Below are 22,948 nucleotides of genomic sequence, written 5' to 3'. Positions count from 1 at the left end.
ATCAAAAATCAAGATCATTCATTGATTGCAATAAGCGATCAAATGATGTGGTTGAACATTAAAACGAGTAACTCACCATGAATATTGATTCTTCACAACCGTATAAATTACCTGTCACTGTGCTATCTGGATTTCTTGGTGCAGGAAAAACCACACTTTTAAATCATATTTTAAATAATAGAGAAGGAAAACGTGTCGCAGTAATTGTGAACGATATGTCAGAAGTCAATATTGATGCGGCTTTAGTGAGAGAAGGTGGGGCGGAATTATCACGAACGGAAGAAAAACTCGTTGAAATGAGTAATGGATGTATTTGCTGTACTTTGAGAGAAGATTTATTAGTAGAAGTAAGACGATTAGCGGAAGAGAAAAAATTTGATCAACTCGTCATTGAATCTACCGGAATATCAGAGCCTCTACCTGTAGCCGAAACATTTACCTTTGAAGATGAAGACGGCGTATCTCTAAATGAGTACGCTCGTTTAGATACCATGGTGACCGTAGTCGATGCATTCAATTTTTTACGTGATTATCGTTCATATGATCTTCTACATGATCGTGGCGAATCACTTGGAGAATTTGACCAACGTACTGTTGTGGATTTACTGATAGATCAAATCGAATTTTGTGATGTTATTATTCTAAACAAAACTGATTTAATCGATGAGCATCAGAAGTCCCAGCTTTATGCGATTCTCAAAAAGCTTAACCCTAGAGCAAAAATTGAGTCATCTACATTTGGTCAGGTTGAACTCGATAAAATACTCAACACACAGCTTTTTAATTTTGATGAAGCCTCACAAGCACCTGGTTGGTTAAAAGAGTTGAGAGGAGAGCATAAGCCTGAAACTGAAGAATATGGAATCGAAAGTTTCGTATATAGAGCAAGAAGACCCTTTCACCCACAACGTTTTTACAATTTTATCCATTCAGAATGGAAAGGTGTTATACGCTCAAAAGGATTTTTTTGGCTTGCTGCGGAACCAACAATGGCTATGTCTTGGTCACAAGCTGGAGGTATGGCTCGGCATGGTCAAGCAGGATATTGGTGGGCTTCGGTACCACAAGAGGAATGGCCACAAGATACGCAATCTATTCAGGCAATTGAATCGAGTTGGCATCCGGAAACGGGTGATGCCAGACAGGAAATTGTTTTAATTGGTCAAGAGATGGATAAAGAGCAATTAATCCAAAATTTTGATCAATGTTTACTTACTGATTCGGAGATGAGTTTAGGACCAATCGTTTGGTGTAATTTCTTTAACCCATTTGAAACTGAAAAAGAATTACTCGCCTAAATTGAGCAAGGAATTCCTTAACATATTAAGAGTAATCTGAGTTGTCCTGCATTATCTTTTGGAGCACGGTGAACACAAGGAAGTACTTTCTGATCAGGATGATCTACAGCCAAACGCCAGAGATGACCAATTCCTAAATTTAAAGGTGTTGCACCATTTTTAGGTTGATAGTGAAGATCCATATAGGTCTCTGCAAGAAAATCGTCAAACTCATGGTCTTCGCCATCAAACAATGATTTAATTTTTTGACGGATTTCTGGGATATGAATTTTTTGTTCAACCTGATCATTGGAAATAATATCGCTAGCCGCCCCGTAATAGGTACACAGATATGTATCCGTTGCTAATGGCGATCGATCTACATGAAAAGAATATACATCAGTGCTGATAAAATCCAATTCTTCATCACGCTGATATTCTTTGATTAAGTTTAAAGACGGCGATGCACCCAATTCGGTGAGCAACATTATATCATTAATAATAACGTCTCTCGCTTTGCTTGCAGAGTCTGAAAGTTTGAGTTGCTCTAATTGAGCGATGGAAATTTCAGTAATATCTTCTATGAGTGTAAGTTTTTCAACGATTTCTTTGAAATTGTAATCTAAATGCCTATACCAACATAAAGCATTGACATGGTCTTCAAAAACTTCATTCGCTAATGCTTGGAAAGTATTCACCAATTTGGCTTGAGGATATGAGTGAATGAGTTCGAGCATATGATCTAAAACTTTTTAAAAACATATTATAGCTTTTAGCTCTAGACTTGATAAGACTGGATTTAGATGATTGATCGTCGTTCAATGTAGTAGGAGAGTGGGGCTTCCACCCATAACTACACGATGTGAACAAAAACGATAGATACTCATTAAGGCTATTCTACAATTGGGTATAAAAAGTTAAACATAGCTTAAGTTTTTTGTTGGCTAGAATTTATGTTTAGCTCTTTGACGGAGAACATACAAATATAAGCTTTCTACTTTTTCACGTGCCCATGGTGTAGTCCGTAGAAATCGTAAAGATGATTTAACACTCGGGTCGATGCAAAAACAACGAATTTCAATTTTACGACTTAATCCTTCAAAGCCTCCGTAGTAATCCAATAACTCATCTAAAATGTCAGCAAGTTTTTTGCCATGTAAAGGGTCATTGGAGGTGTTCATAGTAGATCAACTGAATTGTGTAAGATGAGCATTATAACCTGAGCTAGACAAAAATTGAGAACGTTGCTGTATATACTCAATGGTCCATCAAAAATTACAGATTGTGTTTTAGTTTTTTTAATTTTTCAAATTGAATTCTAATCATTCGTTGTTTTATGCAATGTAACAAGACATTAGCTAGTATTGGTGCGCTGTTAAAGATATCCTATTTAACATAAAATGAAGTTATGCGACTTCAGAATGACAAAAGAGAATTATTATATGAAATTAGATGGTCTGGTTCCTTTATTTAATAGTATGAGAAGCCAAGGCATTCAACGATATAAATTTAATTTTAGAAAAAATAATGTAATTTTTGATGTGTTCTTTTTTATTGATGAATCACCGTTTATTCTCTTATTTGGTGTTCGTATAAAAAATTTTAGTTTTGTTGTTGAAGTCCAAAATGGCTTTTTAATCAATGATAAACTTCCTAGAGAGACTTATAAAAAACTTTGTGAAGTTTTAGGTATTAAATACGATCCTTTAAATAAGTTTTCCCCATTTGCTTTTTTTAATGAGTTCAATAAGGCTATTCCAGCAATTGCTTTAGAAACACAACGTGTATCATCTCAAGACATAGCTATATATAAAAGGGATGTAGAAGATGCAGATAAAATTTACTTTTATGGTTGGAATGATAATACCAAAGATGGTGGGCAAGTTACAGAAAAAAATCTTTTAAAGACACGAGAGTATTTGGGTTATAAAGCCTATGAATGGTGTCGAAAGAAAAATATTAGCAGTCGATGGACTGACCGAGAAGAATATGCAAAAGAAGCAGTATTCAGATTGTAAATATTATAAAATTCAACTAGGAAATCATTTGTTACAAAAAAATAATTTTAGGCATATAGATAGCAAACTGGTTAAATTTAAATCAAAATATCTTAAATGTCATGTTTTTATCTCATTATTCCCGCTTATTTCTGCATATTCAAGTGAATTTGACCCAAGGTATAGGGTTGCAGTAATACTCTCTTAGACGCTCTCTGCGTCACATCTAGACGCTACAAACTTCCACTGTCATAGCTTTTATAATAAAATCATCCCAATGCTCAACATATAGTGGTTGAGCGGTTACCTGTGTACTAGATATAGAAAAAGAACTAGGTGGCCGCCTAGTTCCCTTTCATTCAAATCTAGAACACAACAAACCTTTAAGTGAGAGACGGAGATCAAAAATGTCACTCTTAAAAGCGTTAAACGAAGTGTTGAAGTTTAGAATTACATCTTATTCAAAATTTAGTCAAGCTGAATTTCGTTCGAGATGCTCATTCAAAAAGCCTCGTGATTATAGCGAAAAGCAAATCGAATTGAAATGCTTTACCTATATTAATGCTAGTTTAATTTCACGAGTATGACACTATAGTGATCAAAGTCTCTCTGTAATAAGAGGATTCCATTATGGAATTTTTAGACTTTGGTGATATGCCAAAAATGACTCCAATTATCGGGAAACTCCCGAAATTGGGTACAAATAAAGCTGAAATCTTAATGTTTTTATTGTCTGGTGATCAGCCGACAAATAAACAAATGGGTAACAAGCTTGATTGTGTTAGTTCAGCAGCCCGTATTTGTGAATTAAGGCAAGATGGGTGGTTAATTGAAGCACACAAAATCCCTTATCGAACAGAAATGGGGAAAGATGTTTATTATTGCAAATACTATATTATGAATTTGCAAGATGTTTTAACACATCCAAGGGTGCAACAATTTATTGAATGGCATCGTAAACGTAAGCAATAATTTAAAAGCATCGTAAGATGCTTTTTATTTGTCTAAAAAAAAGAGTCCACGCTATCTAATGGTGGACTCTAGTCTTAAATTTAAGAATAAAAGGGTAGTTAGTCTTCCTTACCCAAAACTTCTTCTCGGTATTTTACAACTTCTTCTGCTTTTAGATTCTTCAAGTGATATTTGATCAGAGCATGTAGTACATCTAATTCTTTCATCAAAAGTTTTTTTCAAAGACGAGTTTTATCTAAGATTTCTTGATACTGAATTTTTAGCCATCACAAATTATATAAACCCATATTCAGGGTTGTTGTTCTAGATATCCTATTTAACATAATATACATTATGCGAAATTGTGGCAAATCCATCTCTGGTCAATCGACAAATCAATATTTCATGTGTATACATATGCTTAGTCAATTTTAAAGAAAATCGATTATGGATAATCAAAAAAGAATTCATGCTTTCACGGATGATATATTAGGTACAAGTGATGCAATTGAGCTCTCAAACAGAATTCAATCTAAAGACATCTCAATTGATGAAGTTTTAAGAGCTACGATTGAACGCGCAAAATTCGTAAATCCTCTGCTAAATGCAATTGAATTCGAAAACTTCGAACAAATACTTAAATCGCCTACTTTTAAACCAAATCAGATTTTTTCTGCAATCCCTACATTTATTAAGGATAATCTGGATCTTATTGGTTTTCCTACGCAACAAGGATCAACATCGTTCAAATCCAAGGAAAAGATCAAAAATTCTAAAATTACTCAACAAATGTTAGATACAGGCTTAATTGCACTGGGTAAATCCAAAATGCCTGAATTTGGCTTAAATGCTTCAACAGAATTTAAGTCTGGGGATTACACACGCAATCCTTGGCATACTGATTATTCGTGTGGAGCTTCTTCAGGTGGAGCTGCGGCACTCGTTGCATCAGGCGTAGTACCAATTGCACATGCAAATGATGGTGGTGGTTCGATACGAATTCCTGCAGCAAATTGCGGTTTAGTCGGTTTAAAGCCGACACGTGGTCGTTGGTATCCAAATGAAGGTTCGCAGTATTTACCAATTGACCTTGTTTCAGATGGTGTTTTAACACGTTCTGTGCGTGATACCGCGTTTTTCTTTGCTGAAATGGAAAAACAATATAAGCCAAAAAAATTACCCGAAATTGGCTTAATCCAGCATCCATCCAGCAAACCTTTACGGATTGGTCTTGTTTATGATTCATTGCAAACCAATACTGATGCTAAGACCCGTCAAACTGTTGAGTCTACTGCTCAATTACTCAGGAATTTAGGTCATCATATTGAAGAATTTTCACTTCCTATTCCAGATTCGTTTGTAGATGATTTCAGCCACTATTGGGGTTTTTTATCATTTATGATTCAACAGTTTGGAAAACCGCTACTTGGCAAAGATTTTAACGTGAATGAGTTAGATCATCTAACAGTTGGGCTTGCAAACTTGTACAAGAAAAATTTCTATAAAACCCCTTTATTTTTATACCGTTTAAAGCAAATCCAGCGCATCTATCAACAAATCTTCCAACAATATGATGTCATCCTTTCGCCAGTTTTAGCGCATGTTTCGCCTCAAATTGGATATCTTTCACCTCAACTCGAATTTGATGTTTTATTTGAGCATTTAAGGAATTATGTAGCATTCACACCTATTCAAAATATCGCAGGTGCTCCAGCGATATCACTGCCAATGGGTATGACTAAAGTAGATTCAAGACCGATAGGTATTCAGCTTTCTGCTGATTTGGGACAAGAGCGTTTACTGATAGATCTCGCTTATCAGCTTGAACAGATACAACCTTTTAAAAAAATATATGATTAAAATCATACATTAAGGATCATTAATCAAATTCTTGATGATCCTTATCAACAATACTCAGTGCTTGTTTATCACTTTTTATGCATAATATATACATAAATGTGATTTAGAGATTTGTATGGATTTAACGAAGCATTCTGTGGAACGAATCATCCCAGCTTGGAAATGGTTAAAAAAATACAATACTCAAGATTTTAAATCTGATCTTCTTGCATCTGTGATCGTGCTTGCAATGCTTGTACCACAAGGCATGGCATATGCCATGATTGCAGGCTTACCTCCAATTATGGGGTTATATGCCAGTATTATCCCTATGATTGCTTATGCACTGATTGGAGGGAGTACTACCCTTTCAATTGGTCCAGTTGCATTAATCTCCATGATGACTTTTGCCACGCTACAGCCATTATATGAAGTGGGTTCACCAGTCTATATTCAAGCTGCGTATTTGCTAGCAGTAATGGTTGGCATAATTTCATTTTTATTGGGGCTATTTAGATTTGGTTTTTTGGTTCGTCTCATTAGCCAACCTGTGATTAAGAGTTTTATCATTGCTTCAGCTGTCTTAATTGCATTAGGTCAAATAAAATTTATTCTTAATATTCCATTGCAATCCAGTAATTTAATCGAATTTTTTACGAGTTTGGCTCAATACATTTCTTTATATGATTTGGCCAGCTTATCTTTGGGTTTAGCTTCAATTTTAGCGCTCATTTATTTACCACAATTATTTAAAATTCCAGCATTTTCAAATCATCAAAAAATGATGCAATTTATACAAAAAGCATTACCATTATGCTTAGTGCTATTTTCAATCTTACTGGTTCAGTCCTTTGATTTAAATGCCTATGGAATTAAAACAGTAGGTGAAATTCCAAGTGGATTACCCCCTATTCAAATGCCGTACTGGACTTGGGACATGGTAAAAATATTGCTTCCTGGCGCAGTAATGATCGCTATGGTGAGTTTCGTTGAATCTATTTCGATCGCGCAAGCTACGGCTTTTCAATCACGTAGTAATTTGAACAGTAATCAAGAGCTTGTTGCACTCGGTGTTGCAAATTTTGGCGCTGGAATCAGTGGCGCATTTCCTGTGACTGGTAGCCTATCACGCACAGTGGTCAATGCTGATGCTGGTGCAAAAACACCTATGGCTGGGGTTTTATCCTCGCTACTTATCATTGTGGTCAGTCTATATTTTACAAGTCTATTTGAATATTTACCTTTAGGTGTATTGGCTGCAACAATCATTGTGTCGATATGGAAACTTGTTGAAATTAAACCTTTTATAGCGGCTTGGAAATATTCTAAAGCAGATGGTTTAGCAATGGCACTCACATTTTTAGGAGTGCTGTGTGTAGATATTACGACAGGCTTAATGGTGGGTATTATTTCAACATTCGTGTTGCTGTTATGGAGAATTAGCCGTCCACATATTGCAGTGATTGGTCTCGTTGAAGGCACACAGCATTTTAGAAATATTTCAAGGCACCAAGTCATTACCAGTAAAAGGCTCGTTTCGGTGAGAATTGATGAAAATTTGAGTTTTCTCAATGCAAACACCCTGAAGGAATTTATTATTTCAGAGGTTAGCCAACATGATGAGCTTCAACATGTTGTCATTAACTGTTCCAGTATTAGTAATATTGACTATTCAGCTTTAGAGACTCTTGAAGAAATGAATTCTGAGTTATCTAAACTCAATATTCAACTACACTTAAGCGAAGTTAAAGGTCCTGTTATGGATCGCTTAAATTCAACAAATTGGATACAACATCTGACAGGTAAAATATACCTCACTCATTTCCAAGCAGTATATGAATTAGACCCCAATTTCAGCGAAAATAAATCATCTTTTGCATAAGAATTTGATATTCTTAAGTAAGAATTATCAAAAAAAATCCAGTGATTTTATCCACTTAATTTTTATTATGAATAAGTTTTATATTTAAAATCATTTTTAAGTATAGAATACCCCACTTATTTATCCGATTTTAAGCCAGACTCGGCATTATTAGGTTCAGTTATGTTCACTGCTCTAGCACGTTTGAGTTTAGTCACCAAAATCATTATCGCCATTATTCTTGGCGTTTTGGTGGCTATATTTTTTCCTCAAGTTGCACCACAATTAAGCTTGCTGGGTGATTTATTTATTAAAGCCCTTAAATCTGTTGCACCAATTCTTGTTTTTGTTTTGGTCCTTTCTTCGATTGCAAACTTTAAAGTTGGTGATAGCAGCAGTGCGAAAATCAAACCCATTATGATGATGTATGCCGTAGGTATGTTTTTATCTGCGTTAACTGCTGTCATTGTGAGTAATTTATTTCCAAGCACTCTTTTCTTAGATGTCGCTGCGCAAGCTGATTTACAACCACCTGGCAGCTTGACTGAAATTCTTAAAAATTTATTACTCAGTTTTGTTGCGAATCCTATCGTTGCATTAAGTGAAGCAAACTTTATTGGGATTTTGGGTTGGGCTGTTGCACTGGGTATAGCATTTCGTCATGCCACAGACACCACAAAACAGTGTCTGACGGATGCTGCGAATGCCGTGAATCACGTGATTCGTCTTGTCATCAGTTTTGCACCTTTCGGTATTTTTGGACTTGTTGCAGTGACTTTTGCAGATGCAGGTCTTAAAACCTTAGCAAGTTATGCACAATTATTGTCTGTTCTATTAGGGACTATGTTCTTTGTTGCACTTGTAATTAACCCAATTATGGTGGCATTTGTTACGCGTTCAAATCCTTATCCGTTGGTTATTCAATGTCTACGTGAAAGTGGGATCACCGCATTTTTCACCCGTAGTTCAGCAGCAAATATTCCGGTGAACTTGGATCTTGCCAAGCGTTTGGGCGTGAATGAATCGACAGCGAGTGTAGCAATCCCGTTGGGAGCTGCAATTAATATGGCGGGCGCATCAGTAACGATTACTGTATTAACATTAGCAGCGGTGAATACACTTGGTATTTCCGTTGACTTTACTACAATGCTTGTTCTTTCTGTTGTGGCTACTGTTTCTGCCTGCGGTGCTTCAGGTGTAGCGGGTGGTTCACTTTTATTGATTCCTGTCGCTTGTGGCTTATTCAATATTTCACCAGATGTGGCTATGCAAGTTGTAGCCATCGGTATGGTGATCAGTGTTCTACAAGATTCAACTGAAACAGCACTCAACTCATCTACAGATGTATTGTTTACTGCTGCGGTTGATCGCGCTCCTTCAAAATAATATATTCATGGCATAAACTTTTAGAATGAAAGATATGCCATTTCAATTCCTTCCAAACTGGGTACAATTTGGGGCTTTCATGCTTGCAGTAAATGCAGGCATGATCAACGTTTTGGGTCTCATTTCTTTATTACATCAGTCAGTTTCACACATGACAGGCAATGCAAGTTTGCTTGCCATCGGTCTTATTGACCATGATTTCAAAGCTGTAATTTTTCTTATTCTTATTATCCTGAGTTATGTTTTAGGCTCTAGTTTTAGCGGTCTGATATTGGGGAATAGTCAATTTAAACTCGGACGCAGATATGGTCTACCATTGAGTTTAGTGACTTTTTTTATTCTGCTCTGTTGGGTATTTATTCCCTATTATCCTCGTTATGCACTGCTATGGGCATGTTGTGCGATGGGTGTACAAAATGCCATGGTAAGTCATTATAAAGGTGCAATTATTCGTACGACTCACCTTTCTGGTGTCTTAACCGATCTTGGTTTAGCATTTGGATATTTTGTAAGAGGTCTGACAACGGAATCCAGAAAAGTTATTTTGCATTTAGTGATTTTATTTGGTTTTATTATTGGCAGTACTGTTGCGGCATTCAGCTATCCTTATTTACAATTAGAAGCGTTTTTAATTCCTGCAGGTTTAAGTTTTTTACTGACCCTGATCTATTGGATTTTATATTTCCGTCATTGTTATTTTCAAAAATCGTAGTTGGTATTACTCATGGTAAAAAATGCCTTGCAAGCACAATTGCTCAAAGCTGGTTTAGTCGATCAAAAAAAGGCTAAAAAACTTTCTAAACAAGCTGTGCATGAGCAACGCACGGGTCAAAGCAATGAAGCTGAGATTAAAGCTAAGATTGAACAAGATTTAAAGCAAAAATTAGAAAAAGATCAGAGTCTTAATCTTGAAATCAAACGCCAGCAAGATGAAAAAGCATTACGTGCAGCAGTAGTGCAAATGATTGGCCAGCATAAAATCAAAGATATTGATGGTGAAATCAGCTACCAGTTCGTTGATGAAAATAAAATTAAGAAAATTTATATTAATCAACAAGTTTACAATGCGCTCGTGGCAGGCACATTAGTCATCGCCAAAGATCAAGCTAGCTATGCCGTTCTACCAAGAGCGTTATCTGAGCGGATTAATGAAAAAGTCGAAGGATTTATTATTGTGAATAATGCTGAGAAAAATGAGGCTATTACGGATGAGGAAGATCCATATGCAGCTTATGTTATTCCAGATGATTTAATGTGGTAAATCTCTCTAAAGCCTAATTTATTAGGCTTTTTTAACGCTTTATATGTGATTCAGATTGCGGTGCAGCAAGTATAAATTCACGATTAAGTTGCTTTGAGTCATATTGCTGCTTCCAATCATCACGAGATGAGTCTATCAATTTTCTGCGCTCGTCTTCTATTCTCTGATTCGATTTTTTTTCAATCGATGGTATTTTGGAGAGCTCAAAAAAATCAATGGATTGACTTTCTCTCATTATTTTTTCATTTTCTAACTGCTGAAGATCAGCAAGTTCAATAATGCTTCTTTGAGGAGCTTTCGCAAAAAGCAAAGAACACAGAGAGATCGATATAAAAAAGATTAATTTAGATTTAAATATGGGTTTTATAATTTGAAAATGTAATGACGATAATCTACGAAATTTTTATAGTGTGACTTATTTCACATTAATTTTATTTAAAATAGAATTTCATAAAATGTATTTCAAGTAATTAATTTAATCTATTCTGTTTGATAAACGTTAACTCTAATAAATTTAATAACTTAAACCATTAAGCTAATGCCAATTCATTTAGAGGTGATCAAGTTGGACAGATTAAATTTTGTAACTCAAATCCAAGAATGGTCAGATCAATTTCCTTGGTTAGAGATGTTGACCTCTCTGAGCATTCTTATTCTCATTGCATTTATCGCAAATTTTATTGCTAAACAAGTGGTCGTCCGTGGTATTCGCAAAATTATTAGCAAACTAAGTTTTAGTTATAGTGATGTCTTAGCGGAACATAGCGTTATTCGAAGAATTGCAAACATTGTCCCAGCATTGGTGATTATGAATGGAATTGTGACGGTTCCTCACCTGTCTGAAAAAGTCATTACATTGATTCAGATGTTTGCACAAGCCTTCATTTTCTTAACCATTGCATTGGCAATTAGTCAGCTTCTCACCATTTTTAATATTATTTATCAACGTAATCCTAAATCTCACAATAAGCCAATTAAGGGTTATTTACAGTTAGTTAAACTCATTATTTTTGTTGTTTGTGCACTGATGGTCATAGGAACATTTCTTAAAAAAGATGTTTTCACGCTATTGGCAGGTTTCGGGGCAATGGCAGCAGTGCTCATGCTGGTTTTCCAAAATACAATTCTATCTCTAGTGGCTTCAGTTCAAATCTCTTCATATGACATGGTTCGGATTGGTGATTGGATTGAAATGCCAACCTTAAATGCGGATGGCGATGTCATTGATATGTCATTACATACGGTGACCGTACAAAACTTTGATAAGACCTATACCACTATTCCGACCAATCGTTTGGTGACAGATACTTTTAAGAACTGGCGAGGTATGCAAGAGCAAGGTGTTCGTCGTATTAAACGTGCACTCTATATCGATCAAAATAGTGTTCACTTCTTATCTGCAATGGAATACAGCAAACTTAAGGAATTTCTGATTTTAGAAAAGTATCTGGATGAGAAACAAACTGAGTTAAAAAACTTTAATCAGCAATACGCAAATAATGGGGTCAATAACCAACGTCGTTTAACCAATTTAGGAACATTCCGCGCATATATTGAATACTATTTAAAAAATCATCCAGGTATTGCACAAAATCAGTCCTTAATCGTTCGTCAATTACAACCGACAGGTGAAGGTTTGCCTATAGAAATTTATGCTTTTACAAATACGACAGCATGGGTGGCTTATGAGGCGATCCAATCCGATATTTTTGATCATCTTTTGGCGATTCTTCCTGAGTTTGGATTAAAAATATTCCAGATTCCTTCTGGGAATGATTTCAAGATTCCTCAAGACACAGTAAACTGAGTTTTGATTAGATGAATTAAGATTAGTCGTATGCTGCAGTGGTTTGAAAGACTCGTTGATCCATATCCATCCAAAGATTTAAATCAGCCCTTGCCGAAGAAATTTTTTCCATTTGTTTGGCAAGCAGCATCAGGAGTTAAGCGCTATCTCTTGGTGTTGGTGTTATTTACTGCAGCAACAGCTTCATTTGAAGCTATTTTCTTCTCTCAAATTGGTCATTTAGTTGATTGGTTGTCCGCATCGACGCCTCAAAATTTTCTCGAAAATAACCAAACAAATCTGATGATTTTGTCTGGTTTTCTACTTGCTAATATTTTCTTTGCAAGTTTGCAATCAATCATAAGGCATCAGATTTTATTCAGTAGCTTTCCAATGCGCTTGCGTTGGCGTTTTCACAACTTATTACTTCTTCAAGGTTTAGACTTTTTTCACAATGATTTTGCAGGTCGATTGTCAGCTAAAGTCATGCAAACTTCACTTGCAGTTCGTGAATTTTGGGTAATTTTGGGGGATATCGTTACTTATGTGGTGATTTATTTTATTACCATCAGTGTGGTTTTAGGAAACGTCTCCCCTCTTCTCCTTATTCCCCTGATGGCATGGTTGATTTTATTCATTGGCGCGGCATCCTTCTTTATCCCGCGACTTGGAAAAATTTCAAAAAAGCAGGCTGATGCACGCGCGGTGATGACTGGTCGTGTGACTGATGCTTATACAAATATACAAACAGTAAAATTGTTTGCACATGCTGGTCGTGAAAGCCAATATGCCAAAGAGTCTATGCAACTTTTTATGAAGACGGTGTATACCCAGATGCGTCTGGGAACTGCTTATGAAATTAGCATTAATCTACTGACCGCAATTTTATTTTTTGGCGTTTTAGGTACAGCAGTTTGGCTTTGGTTTATTGGTGAAGCAAACATCGGTGTGATCGCCGCAACGACAGCCATGATTTTAAAGCTGAATAGTATGGCTTCTTTTATGATGTGGCAAACTTCAGCCTTATTTGAAAATATTGGTACCATCCAAGATGGGATGACCACGCTAGCCAAACCAATAGCAATTCAAGACAAAGAAGCTGCACTGCCACTCGAGGTACACTCTGGTGCGATTAAATTTGATAATGTGAGCTTTGCATATAATCAAAAAAATGTTATTAATCACTTGAATTTAGAAATTAAACCGGGTGAAAAAATTGGAATTGTCGGTCGGTCTGGTGCTGGAAAATCGACACTGATCCAACTACTACTTCATTTTTATCAAACCCAACAAGGTAAAATTTATATCGATGGCCAAGCGATTGATGAAGTCACCCAAGATAGTTTAAGAAAAAACATTGCTCTCGTGACGCAGGATACTTCTTTGCTGCATCGAAGTGTTGCTGAGAATATTAAATATGGTCGACCTGAAGCGACTGATGAAGAAATGTATGAAGCTGTCCGTAAAGCTCGAGCAGAAGAGTTTATTCCACAGCTTACAGATCTACGTGGTCAGACAGGATATGACGCTTATGTAGGTGAGCGTGGTGTAAAATTATCTGGTGGGCAAAGACAGCGTATAGCAATTGCACGGGTATTCCTAAAAGATGCTCCAATTTTGATTTTAGATGAAGCAACCAGCGCACTCGATTCAGAAGTGGAGGCTGCGATTCAGGCAAGCCTTGATGACCTGATGGAAGGTAAAACGGTAATTGCAATTGCACACCGACTTTCAACCATTGCTCAAATGGATCGATTAATTGTTTTGGATCAAGGAAACATCGTAGAACAAGGATCTCACGATGAGCTGATCCAACAGAATGGAATTTATGCCCAACTTTGGCAACGCCAAACGGGTGGATTTTTAGTTGAACAAAAAGTGAAAGACAAGGAATTAGACGAAGATGCTTTATCTTGATGATTTAAATGTGGGTGATCAGTTTAAAAGTCGTGAATATGAGTTAACACTCGAAGAAATTAAAGAATTTGCACAAAAATATGACCCTCAAGTCTTTCATACTGATGAAGAGGCTGCTAAAGATCATCCTATTTTTCAAGGTATCGCAGCCAGTGGTTGGCAAACTTCAGCCATTACCATGCGTCTCTGGACTGAATGTTTTCCAATTGCCAAGGGGCTTATCGGTTCAGAGTCAAGCTTAAGATGGCCAAAACCAGCTCGTGCAGGTGATCGTTTGCATGTGGAAGTTGAAATTGTTGCTATCAATCCTTCAAAAACAAAGCTAGATCGTGGAATTGTGAGTTATGTCACACAAACAAAAAATCAGCATGGTGATGTTTTGTTGATTTCAACCACAAAAATTGTCGTTTTTAAGGCTTAAACATCGGTTTCACACTAGATTTGTCCGACAAAATTGGTATTTTCTATCTGGAATTTATGTCAGTATTATTTTCACCAAAAATTATGAAAAAAATTGTGTAAAGCAATGGATCGCACATGAAAACAGTTTCAGTTCGCCCAGATTTAGGCATTCCAGGTGTTTACGGACTCTTACTTTTAGATGTTGTTTCTCGTTGGGGTTATAGTGCTGAGTCGCTATTCGCTCCCTTTGGATTCACCAACGAGCAACTTGCCGATCCTGAATTTAGAATTCCACTACATGTAGCGAATGAGATGATTATTCTCGCGCGCAAAATGACAGGTGAAAGTTCTCTTGGTTATCATCTTGGTAACCAAATGCGGATTTCTATCCATGGTTTTATTGGCTATGCCATTATGACCTCGAATGAGATTACTGATGCACTTATTTTAGCCAATCGCTTTATACAACTGCGTATGCCTTTTCTGCAATTTCATTTCTCGACATTTACAGAACAAGTTTCTTTGCAGTTACAATGTGATATTGATCTTGAACCGCTGAGAACTGAAATTGTCATGGCTTTGACTTTTGGTGTCATTACAATGGCAAAAGCACTGACAGGCATTAATGATTTGTATGGCGAAATTAATTTTGACTTCCCGAAACCTGAAGGCTTTGACAAATACATCAGTCGTCTACATCCCAAAACGATTATTCATTTTGACCAGACTCATTTTCTTGCCAGTTTCGATAAAAGTTATTTAGGCCTGAAGATGGTTAACGCAGATCCGATTGCCAGTCAAATTGCAATTAATCAGTGCGAAGCAGAACTATCAGAGCTGGGCGAACGCCGTCGAATTTCAATGCGTGTTCGCGATATTTTGACACATTCTGAACAACACTATTTAAGTATTGAAAATGTGGCAGATCGCCTGCATATGTCTGATCGTACACTGAAACGTCAGTTGGCTGCAGAAGGAACTTCTTTTTCAACCTTAGTGGATGAAGTTCGATATCGTCATGCAACCTCCCTACTGTCACGTACTGACTATTCACTTGAACAAATCGCAGATGAACTCGGTTATTCAGATGTTGCGAATTTCAGTCGTGCATTTAAACGTTGGAGTGGTCGAAGTCCAAGCAGTTGGCGTAAAGATCCATATTTATAGAACTTTCGTTTTTAAATAAAACACTGTATAACACAAGAAAATTTTTCAAATCGAATTGAGGAGTCGTGATGAATCATCCTTCAGAGCTTAAATATGCTCGCACACACGAATGGGTACGTATTGAAGGTGATCTCGTTGTTACTGGGATCTCAGATCACGCACAAGATGCATTGGGTGATCTTGTCTATGTAGAAGCACCTGAAGTAGGTCGTGAATTGACTGCTGGTGAACAAGCGGGTGTAGTTGAGTCTGTGAAAACAGCTTCTGATATTCATGCTCCTGTAAGTGGTATAGTTGTTGAAATTAACGAAAATCTAGAAGATGATCCAGATTTTGTAAATGATGATCCCTATGGCAAAGGCTGGATCTACAAAATTAAACCATCTAATTTGGCAGATGTAGAACAACTTCTTTCAAATACAGATTATCAATCAGGTTTGTGATATTTATGACCAGTCTACGGACTGGTTTTTTATTTATACATTTTCGGATGAATGGCTCACTTTTTGCTGTAATTTTCATGTAATTTGATTATAATTAATTCAACTTCTCTCCCTACTTCATTGCTGACCAAAACCAAAAATAATTTTATTTGGCACAGATTGAAGCTTTTAATGGTTCAATATTTCAAGGTTGTCTATGTCTTCTATACATGCTGAGCATCTATGGAATAAATCTTTTATTCTGTGTCTAATTAATAACTTATTTATTTTCATCTTCTATTTTGCTCAGACAACGATATTGCCAATTTATATTCTTAATGATTTAAATGGTAATATTACCCAAGCTGGGCTTGCACTGACTTTGTTTCTAGCTTCATCGATCGCAATACGACCGTTTACCGGTCTCATTATCGAGAAGATTGGGCTTAAAAAAGCACTTTATATCTCTGAGTCATTTTTTGTACTGCTCTCTTTCGCTTATATCTTTGCTGATAATCTAACCCTATTACTGGTCATTCGGTTACTACAAGGAATTTGGTTCAGTATTTTGACCACTGCCATGATACCAATCGTCAATGACTTCATTCCAAATCAGCGTAAAGGTGAAGGCATGGGCTATTTTGTCATGTCAGTCAATCTTGCCATTGTACTAGGACCCATGTTGGGCTTGATTCTCATTCAACCATGGGGATATATTCCAGTGGCTACACTTTTAGCTGCAATTGTTTTTATTGGTTATTTGTTCTGCTTTTTGATTCCGATCCAGACACAATTTCAAACTGTTAAGCGCAAAACAAAAATTAGTGTTCATGATTTTGTTGAGATTAAAGCTTTACCTGTTGCGATGATGGCGATGCTCATCTCATTTTCTTATGCAAGTATCATGTCTTTTATCTCGACATATGCTGAATCAAAAAATTTATTGACCTATGCGAGCTTATTCTTTGCTGTTTTTGCAATTTCCATGATGCTTCTAAGACCCTTCACAGGAAAGTTATATGACTCTAAGGGTCCTGCCTACGTTGTCTATCCAGCGATTGTGAGCTTTAGCATTGGGCTATTCATTCTAAGCCAAATTCATTCTGCTTCCGGATTATTGATATCTGCTGTCTTTATTGGTATAGGCTTTGGGTCTGCTCAGCCATGTCTCCAAACGCAAGCCATTCAAGCTGTAGCACGTGAACGAGTTGGACATGCGAGTTCAACTTTTTACACCTTTTACGATATTGGCATCGCATTAGGTTCTTTTATTCTAGGTATTGTGATCACACACTATCAGTATTCGATTGCATATATATTATGCGCGATATTGACGCTATTAAGCTTGCTGTTTTACCGCTTCGTTGTTCAAACTAAAGTAAAAGTGGTCTAGAGAGCTAAAAATTTGTCCAAAAAAAAGCCTTCAGATGAAGGCTTTTTTATTCAATTAGCTCTCTGCATCTTCATCAAACATACTGAAGGTTTGTGAAGAGGTTTCAGCATTCTCTCGGACGCGTGTACTTTTTAGCTTAATCTGTAGACGTAATTCATTTTTAGAGTCAGCATTACGAATGGCTTCATCATAACTGATCGCACCTTCGTTATATAAATCAAATAATGCTTGGTCAAATGTTTGCATACCAAGTTCTCGCGACTTGGTCATAATTTCTTTCAACTCATGAAAGTTACCTTTCAAAATCAAATCAGAAACTAAAGGTGTATTTAGCATGACTTCTACAGCAGCTCTACGTCCGACACCATCTTCAGTTCGAACTAAACGTTGAGAAATAATGGCTTTCATATTTGATGAAAGATCCATAAGCAACTGATTGCGCCGTTCTTCAGGGAAAAAGTTGATAATTCGATCCAAGGTTTGATTGGCATTATTCGAATGCAACGTGCCTAAGCACAGATGACCAGTCTCTGCAAAAGCGATCGCATGCTCCATGGTCTCCGTATCACGGATTTCGCCAATTAAAATTACATCTGGTGCCTGACGAAGTGTGTTTTTAAGCGCATTATGCCATGAGTGACAGTCCACTCCGACTTCTCGGTGAGTGACCATTGATTTTTTATGTTTATGCACGTATTCAACTGGATCTTCTACAGTAATGATGTGCCCTGCTGAGTTCTCATTACGGTAATCAATCATGGCAGCAAGTGAAGTAGATTTACCCGATCCAGTGCCACCAACCACTAGAATTAAACCTCGCTTTTCCATTACCACATCTTTCAATGTTTCTGGTAATTTCAACTTTTCAAAGTTTGGAATTTCAGAGGTAATGGTACGAATGACCATCCCTACATTAAGTTGCTGTTGAAAAACATTCACGCGAAAGCGCGATACATCTGGGACATTAATGGCAAAATTACATTCTAATTCACTCTCAAATTCTGCTCTTTGTTTTTCATTCATTAAGCTATAAGCGAATAGTTTTGTTTTTTCTGCAGTCAAAGCTTGAGAACTTAAAGGCTTCATTGAACCTTGATGTTTCATACTTGGAGGAAAATCAGCTGAAATAAATAAATCTGATCCCTCATGTTCAAAAACGCTTTTAAGCAATCTGAACATGAATTGCCGAGCTTCGCTAAGTAATTCATTACTGAACATTAATTTCCCCAAGTTATAAATATTAAATACTTAAAATACTAATAGAAATATAAGGTTATTTCAGCTGTTTCATCAAATATTTAATGCTTTAAACAAACATTCAAATCTTAAAGGCAAAAAAAAGAACCCATATTTCATGGGTTCTTTTTTATAAATTATATTAGGAGAGTTGTTGAGCAACATCCAAAATCAATTGCTCTGTACTTAACCAACCCAAGCATCCATCAGTCACTGATTGACCATAAGTCATGTGATCAGAAATTTTCTGATTGCCATCGACTAAAAAGCTTTCTAGCATGACGCCACGGACTTGTGTTTGAGGTCGTTCATTCACAATTTGCTTTAATACAGCAGGTTGATTCAATGGATTTTTAGCACTATTCCCATGGCTACAATCAATAATCAAAGCTGGTAATACATGGTTATTGTTTTCTTGAATCTTTTTAATTTCAGCGAATTGGTAATTTGTACCCTGATTCGATCCACGTAAGATCAAATGTGCGTGCGGATTACCCTTTGAAGATAAAATGCTTGGACCACCATCTTGACTTAAACCAAGAAATTGATGCGGTTGTGAAGCGGACTGAATGGCATCCAATGCAATTTGGATTGATCCATCTGTACCATTTTTGAACCCAATGCTATAAGGCATATGGCTAGATATTTCACGGTGAATTTGCGACTCGCTTGTTCTCGCCCCAATCGCGCCCCATGAAATCAAATCATCAAAATATCCTGTTGCCATTGGGCTTAAGATTTCTGTGGCCAACGGCAAACCCATTTCAGCAATTTGAATGAAGAGTGATCTAGACTGTTCAAGTCCTTTTTGCATATCTGCTGAACCATTTAAATCTGGATCATACAAGAAGCCTTTCCATCCTACAGTGGTGCGAGGTTTTTCAATATAAGTACGCATCACGATGAAAATCTGATCTTTGACTTGTTCTTGCAGTTGTTTTAATTTTTGTGCGTATTCGAGGGTTGCTTTAGGATCATGAATCGAACATGGACCAGTAATGACCAATAAACGTGGATCATGACCCGCTAAAATGTCTTGTATTGTTTGGCGATGTTGACGAATTTGAAGTGAAACTATCGGACTAACTGGTAAAGCTGATTTTAGTTCTAATGGTAAGCTTAATTTTTTTTCTAAAGTATGTTGAGCTGTGGTTATAAGCTGAGAATTAATTGCATTCATCTTGAATTCCTTTGGGCAGCAATTGCCCTATCTTTTATTTGAGCGTGAGGTGTCTATTGGCTGGGTTTTGTTCTTGACTAAAATAGAACCAATAACCGTTGCTAAAATAAAAAGTATTCAATGTTTTCATGAGATGCTCCTATATTTGTTGAGATGAAAAAAAACCTGATTGGTGTTGCCAATCAGGTATAAACTTGATGGGCAACATTTTTGTTGCCCGAACGCGTCTAGGCAACTAGATGTTAAATTGCCAAAAATAATAATAAGCGTTAGTAATCAAGTGTGTCGTTTTCATCAAATTATCTAAAATATAACCCTTAAAAGTAAAATACGCATAAATAGACTGATTGACAAGCAATTTATATAAAAAATATTGTTATATCAATCATAACTCAAATATATCAATGGTTTATTGCTTATCTGTAGGAAGCCAATCTTTTATAGCACATACTTGTTTGAGCATCAGTTGCTCAGCCTCAGACTTACAAATCGCTTGGCTAAATAAAAAGCCTTGACCATATGCACAGCCAACATCCTGAAGACTTAAGAGCTGTTGGCATGTTTCGACACCTTCTGCGATCACATCCAATGACAGAATAGGTCCGAGCTTAGCAATGCCCTCTACAATTGAATTGATTGACTTCTCCTCATTCATTCGATTCACAAAAGCATAATCAATCTTGAGACAGTCGACAGGATAATCTCTTAAATGCGTCATTGAAGAATGACCGGTTCCGAAATCATCCAATGAGATTCGAAGACCATAATTTTTGAGCTTTTGTAGTGCTCGAATCACAAATTCTATTCCACGCTCAGCCAGAATATGTTCTGTAATCTCAACCTCGATTAAATGAGCAGGAATTTGATGTCGTTCTAAACGTTGAATTAACAATTCTGCATAATTGTCACGCATGAATTCAACTGGAGAGGCATTAATTGAGATCGGTACAAGTTGAACGCCCTTAGACATCCAATCTGCCATGTCACTGAAAATCTTTTGATGCATGATTTCACTGATTTTACTGGCCAGCTCATAATCGTTAAACGCTTCTGAGATTGAAGCTGGATAATGAAGTTGCTGCTGTGTATCATGCCAACGCATCAAAGCCTCAAATCCGATTAGCTGACAGTTATCTAAGCGAACCTTAGGTTGATAATACGGTTCGATTAAATTGTCCTGTATGATATAGCGAGCAGTATCAAGTTGTTGCATCTTCTTTTCAGCAAGTGCAAACATTTCGTCATCATACATACGATACCCACCACGACCTTTTTCTTTAAGATCATTTAGAGCGGTATCCGCACATTTCATCAATCCGAATACATCTTGAGCATCTTTAGGATAAATGGCACATCCAATACTCATCCCACTATTAATCACTTTTCCTGCATAAGTAATGGGGGCAATATTTTGTTTAAGCACTTTCTGTGTAGTTTGATGTAATTCTTCTTCTGAGGTCATCCCTGAGACAATAATTGCAAATTCATCTCCACCTAAACGTGAAACAATACACTTGCGATCCAAACTCTTTTGCAGACGTTTAGATAAGACTTTAAGTAGATGATCTCCAGCAGGATGACCTAAAGTATCGTTAATGTTTTTAAAATGATCGAGATCAATAAACATCATACCAATAAGTGTTTTTTCACGATTTGCTTGTGAAATCGCCGCTTTTAATTTATTTTTGAAGGCACGACGATTCATCAGACCCGTCAGATCATCATATTCACTGCTGATTTTTAGTTTAGCTTCGGCAACACGTTGACGGGTAATATCACGTGATACACAGAGAATACTGGTCGTATTTCCTTGTTCATCATGCACAGGTGTTAAAATATTATCCCAATACATCACAGTATCGCCGTGTGTGCTCATCCCCGCAAAACGGGCATTCTTCCCTCGAGCTGCTGTTTTAATCGCTTTTGCCCCCTGTTCACGTACTTCAGGTGGTAACAGCGTTAACCAATCCATTCCAAATTTCTTAACACGCTCTTGACCCAGTAATGCCATGCATCCAGATTTGTTCATGTGTTCAAGCTTGCCATCTGGTGTGATAATTTTTATACAGTCTACGCTGACATCGAGCATATCTGTATTCGCACGCAAGGCCTCAGCAGTTTCACGCATTTTGATTGTACGATCATGGATATTTGTGCAACTTATCATCCAATTTTGCTGGTTGGATTGAATCACCTTAGGTTCAGCAAGCATTAAGAACCAAAGATATTCACCTGATTTATTTTTTATACGACACTCTTTTTCAAATTTCTGACCGTTTTTTTGAGCATCATTCCAAATCTGATAAAGATGTTCAGCATCATCAGGATGAACAAATTTAAGCCAGTCTACGTCACGTAAGATTTGCGTATCCGCACCGATATATTGTTTAAGTGCGAGATTACAATACCCTGAGTTGGTGTGACTGACCCAAATCAAATTGGGCAGTAAATCGAGTGCAAATTTAAAGTCATCTGACAGTGTTAGATGCAAAGGCACAGCTTTGGACTGTAAATGATCAGCTCTATTCAGATCCAGAATGCTCATAGTTCACCTATTCGAAAATAACAACCCATCAAAATGACGAATACAAAAATCAGCGTAAAAATTTAGAATTTAATTAATCAGTATTTAAATTTAGTTAATAATGATTATTAATCATCATTAATTTTAAAATACGTGATAATAATAACACTTAAATGGACTAAATTAATACAAATACCATTTCTGCATGATACATAATTTTTATCACTTGTGAATATTAAATAGACAAAATGCATAAAAAATAATGAAATACGACACAATAATGAATTTATTTGATAATTCGACATCTTAGAATTAAATAATTCCGATTTTAATTAAAAAAATACCTACT

Annotated in this window: 20 protein-coding genes; 14 read left to right on the top strand and 6 right to left on the bottom strand. The window is 36.5% G+C overall.

What is annotated here, in order from left to right; genetic code table 11:
- Positions 1 to 77: 77 nt before the first annotated feature.
- Positions 78 to 1,298: a zinc metallochaperone GTPase ZigA gene (zigA, locus tag AC1M9J_RS03780; RefSeq protein ID WP_481595259.1), complete on the top strand. Its 1,221-nt coding sequence runs from the start codon at positions 78 to 80 to the stop codon at positions 1,296 to 1,298.
- A 17-nt stretch (positions 1,299 to 1,315) separates the two neighbouring features.
- On the opposite strand, the gene AC1M9J_RS03775 is transcribed toward zigA, so the two are convergent.
- Together AC1M9J_RS03775 and AC1M9J_RS03770 are read right to left on the bottom strand one after the other, a co-directional pair.
- Positions 1,316 to 2,014 (bottom strand): DUF1826 domain-containing protein, encoded by a 699-nt coding sequence (locus AC1M9J_RS03775; RefSeq protein WP_481595260.1) that lies wholly within the window; start codon positions 2,012 to 2,014, stop codon positions 1,316 to 1,318.
- A 207-nt stretch (positions 2,015 to 2,221) separates the two neighbouring features.
- Positions 2,222 to 2,458, bottom strand: a complete 237-nt coding sequence (locus AC1M9J_RS03770; RefSeq protein WP_481595261.1) for a VF530 family protein — start codon at positions 2,456 to 2,458, stop codon at positions 2,222 to 2,224.
- A gap of 261 nt (positions 2,459 to 2,719) precedes the next feature.
- On the opposite strand from AC1M9J_RS03770, the gene AC1M9J_RS03765 reads away from it, so the two are divergent.
- The 7 genes from AC1M9J_RS03765 to AC1M9J_RS03735 all read left to right on the top strand — a co-directional run bounded on the left by AC1M9J_RS03765 (position 2,720) and on the right by AC1M9J_RS03735 (position 10,572).
- Positions 2,720 to 3,295 (top strand): DUF6037 family protein, encoded by a 576-nt coding sequence (locus AC1M9J_RS03765; RefSeq protein ID WP_481595262.1) that lies wholly within the window; start codon positions 2,720 to 2,722, stop codon positions 3,293 to 3,295.
- A 609-nt stretch (positions 3,296 to 3,904) separates the two neighbouring features.
- The gene (locus AC1M9J_RS03760) at positions 3,905 to 4,246 is read left to right on the top strand and encodes a helix-turn-helix domain-containing protein (protein WP_481595263.1); all 342 of its coding nucleotides are present in this window, start codon (positions 3,905 to 3,907) and stop codon (positions 4,244 to 4,246) included.
- A gap of 426 nt (positions 4,247 to 4,672) precedes the next feature.
- Complete coding sequence (locus tag AC1M9J_RS03755; RefSeq protein ID WP_481951912.1) at positions 4,673 to 6,085, top strand: amidase; 1,413 nt, start codon at positions 4,673 to 4,675, stop codon at positions 6,083 to 6,085.
- 115 nt (positions 6,086 to 6,200) lie between these two features.
- Positions 6,201 to 7,946 (top strand): SulP family inorganic anion transporter, encoded by a 1,746-nt coding sequence (locus AC1M9J_RS03750; RefSeq protein ID WP_481951911.1) that lies wholly within the window; start codon positions 6,201 to 6,203, stop codon positions 7,944 to 7,946.
- 162 nt (positions 7,947 to 8,108) lie between these two features.
- The gene (gene sstT / locus AC1M9J_RS03745) at positions 8,109 to 9,311 is read left to right on the top strand and encodes a serine/threonine transporter SstT (protein WP_481590040.1); all 1,203 of its coding nucleotides are present in this window, start codon (positions 8,109 to 8,111) and stop codon (positions 9,309 to 9,311) included.
- Between the two features lie 34 nt (positions 9,312 to 9,345).
- Positions 9,346 to 10,023: a YoaK family protein gene (locus AC1M9J_RS03740; RefSeq protein WP_481951910.1), complete on the top strand. Its 678-nt coding sequence runs from the start codon at positions 9,346 to 9,348 to the stop codon at positions 10,021 to 10,023.
- Positions 10,024 to 10,035: 12 nt separating this feature from the next.
- Positions 10,036 to 10,572 carry a DUF2058 domain-containing protein gene (locus AC1M9J_RS03735; protein ID WP_481951909.1) on the top strand — a complete coding sequence of 179 codons (537 nt, stop codon included), beginning with the start codon at positions 10,036 to 10,038 and terminating at the stop codon, positions 10,570 to 10,572.
- A gap of 31 nt (positions 10,573 to 10,603) precedes the next feature.
- Here the strand turns inward: AC1M9J_RS03735 and AC1M9J_RS03730 are convergent, their stop codons facing one another.
- Positions 10,604 to 10,882: a hypothetical protein gene (locus tag AC1M9J_RS03730; RefSeq protein ID WP_481951908.1), complete on the bottom strand. Its 279-nt coding sequence runs from the start codon at positions 10,880 to 10,882 to the stop codon at positions 10,604 to 10,606.
- Positions 10,883 to 11,137: 255 nt separating this feature from the next.
- Between AC1M9J_RS03730 and AC1M9J_RS03725 the strand changes: the two genes are divergently transcribed.
- From AC1M9J_RS03725 to AC1M9J_RS03700, 6 genes are all read left to right on the top strand, one after another.
- Positions 11,138 to 12,379, top strand: a complete 1,242-nt coding sequence (locus AC1M9J_RS03725) for a mechanosensitive ion channel family protein (protein WP_481951907.1) — start codon at positions 11,138 to 11,140, stop codon at positions 12,377 to 12,379.
- 30 nt (positions 12,380 to 12,409) lie between these two features.
- The gene (locus tag AC1M9J_RS03720) at positions 12,410 to 14,275 is read left to right on the top strand and encodes an ABC transporter ATP-binding protein (RefSeq protein ID WP_481595268.1); all 1,866 of its coding nucleotides are present in this window, start codon (positions 12,410 to 12,412) and stop codon (positions 14,273 to 14,275) included.
- Positions 14,262 to 14,696 (top strand): MaoC family dehydratase, encoded by a 435-nt coding sequence (locus AC1M9J_RS03715; RefSeq protein ID WP_481607333.1) that lies wholly within the window; start codon positions 14,262 to 14,264, stop codon positions 14,694 to 14,696. The genes AC1M9J_RS03720 and AC1M9J_RS03715 overlap by 14 nt, the downstream gene beginning before the upstream one ends.
- Positions 14,697 to 14,812: 116 nt before the next feature.
- Positions 14,813 to 15,844, top strand: coding sequence for an AraC family transcriptional regulator (locus AC1M9J_RS03710; RefSeq protein ID WP_179997980.1), 1,032 nt, complete (start codon positions 14,813 to 14,815; stop codon positions 15,842 to 15,844).
- 68 nt (positions 15,845 to 15,912) lie between these two features.
- Positions 15,913 to 16,287 carry a glycine cleavage system protein GcvH gene (gene gcvH, locus AC1M9J_RS03705; protein WP_481951906.1) on the top strand — a complete coding sequence of 125 codons (375 nt, stop codon included), beginning with the start codon at positions 15,913 to 15,915 and terminating at the stop codon, positions 16,285 to 16,287.
- 196 nt (positions 16,288 to 16,483) lie between these two features.
- Positions 16,484 to 17,659 (top strand): MFS transporter, encoded by a 1,176-nt coding sequence (locus AC1M9J_RS03700; RefSeq protein ID WP_481608617.1) that lies wholly within the window; start codon positions 16,484 to 16,486, stop codon positions 17,657 to 17,659.
- Between the two features lie 54 nt (positions 17,660 to 17,713).
- On the opposite strand, the gene AC1M9J_RS03695 is transcribed toward AC1M9J_RS03700, so the two are convergent.
- From AC1M9J_RS03695 to AC1M9J_RS03685, 3 genes are all read right to left on the bottom strand, one after another.
- A complete protein-coding gene (locus AC1M9J_RS03695) occupies positions 17,714 to 18,877 on the bottom strand; it encodes a PilT/PilU family type 4a pilus ATPase (protein ID WP_035267499.1) in 1,164 nt (387 codons plus the stop codon).
- Between the two features lie 160 nt (positions 18,878 to 19,037).
- Complete coding sequence (locus AC1M9J_RS03690) at positions 19,038 to 20,075, bottom strand: 3-deoxy-7-phosphoheptulonate synthase (RefSeq protein ID WP_481608616.1); 1,038 nt, start codon at positions 20,073 to 20,075, stop codon at positions 19,038 to 19,040.
- A 409-nt stretch (positions 20,076 to 20,484) separates the two neighbouring features.
- Positions 20,485 to 22,620 carry a sensor domain-containing protein gene (locus AC1M9J_RS03685; RefSeq protein WP_180027846.1) on the bottom strand — a complete coding sequence of 712 codons (2,136 nt, stop codon included), beginning with the start codon at positions 22,618 to 22,620 and terminating at the stop codon, positions 20,485 to 20,487.
- Positions 22,621 to 22,948: the final 328 nt, after the last annotated feature.

The organism is Acinetobacter sp. ANC_7588 (genome assembly GCF_056783995.1).
Note: the sequence above shows the minus strand (reverse complement) of the source record. Positions and strands in the feature narration are given on the sequence as shown.